The organism is Actinoplanes xinjiangensis (assembly GCF_003148685.1).
GTDB classification, from domain to species: Bacteria; Actinomycetota; Actinomycetes; order Mycobacteriales; family Micromonosporaceae; genus Actinoplanes; species Actinoplanes xinjiangensis.
Map to the genome: position 1 here is coordinate 1 of NZ_QGGR01000085.1, position 1,096 is coordinate 1,096.

The following is a 1,096-nucleotide window of genomic DNA, read 5'->3' on the forward strand; positions in this document are numbered from 1 at the left end:
CCAGCTGCGCCTCGCACCAGGCCTTGACTTCGCTGGCACCGGCCGGCAGCCGCCGGGCGTTGTTGATCGCGTCGATCACCAGGTGGTACCGCGACGCCTTGTTGCGCACGGTCATGTCGAACGGGGTGGTCGTGGTGCCCTGCTCGATGAAGCCGCGCACCCGGAACCGGTCGGCGTCCGGCCGGCCGTGCACCAGCTGGTGGATGGCGCCCGGGTAGCCGTGGAAGCTGAACACGACGTCGACGTGGTCGGTGAACAGCTCCCGGAACATGGTCTCGCTCATGCCGTGCGGGTGGTCCTTCGGCCGCGGCAGGGTCATCAGGTCGACCACGTTGACCACCCGAACTTTGAGTTGCGGCAGCTTCTTGGCGAGGATCTGTGCGGCGGCGACCGTCTCCATGGTGACGACGTCGCCGGCGCAGGCGAGCACGATGTCCGGGTCACGGTCGCCGTCGTCGGTGCCGGCCCACTCCCAGATGCCGGCGCCCTTACGGCAGTGCTCGATCGCCTGATCCATGTCGAGCCACTGCAACTGCGGCTGCTTGTCGATGACGATCAGGTTGACGTACGACCGGGAGCGGAAGCAGTGGTCGGCGACCGACAGCAGGGTGTTCGCGTCCGGCGGCAGGTAGACGCGGGCCACGTTGCCGCGCTGGTTGAGCACCACCTGGATGAGGCCGGGACCCTGGTGCGAGAAGCCGTTGTGGTCGTTGCGCCACGCCGTCGAGGTGAGCAGGATGTTCAGGCTGGGCACCTTGGCCCGCCACGGCAGGTGCGACGCCTCCTGGAGCCACTTGCCGTGCTGGACCGTCTGCGACGCGCTGACCATGGCGAACGCCTCGTAGGTGGCGAACATGCCGTGCCGGCCGGTGAGGTTGTAGCCCTCCAGCCAGCCGTGGCAGTTGTGCTCCGACAGCACCTCCATGACCCGGCCGGAGTTGCTCAGTTTCACGTCGTCGCCGGTGACGCCCTCCATGAACGCCCGGTCGGAGACCTCGAAGACGGCGCCGAGCCGGTTGCTGTTGGTCTCGTCGGGGCAGAACAGCCGGAAGCTGTCCGGGTTGCGCGAGTAGATGTCGCGCATCATCTCGCCGAG

Annotated in this window: 1 protein-coding gene; it reads right to left on the bottom strand. The window is 67.8% G+C overall.

The annotated features are described in order from the left end of the window. Window positions 1-1,096, bottom strand: a 1,096-nt coding sequence (locus BC793_RS48620; RefSeq protein ID WP_487246612.1) for a phosphoketolase family protein, incomplete at both ends; no start/stop codon positions are given.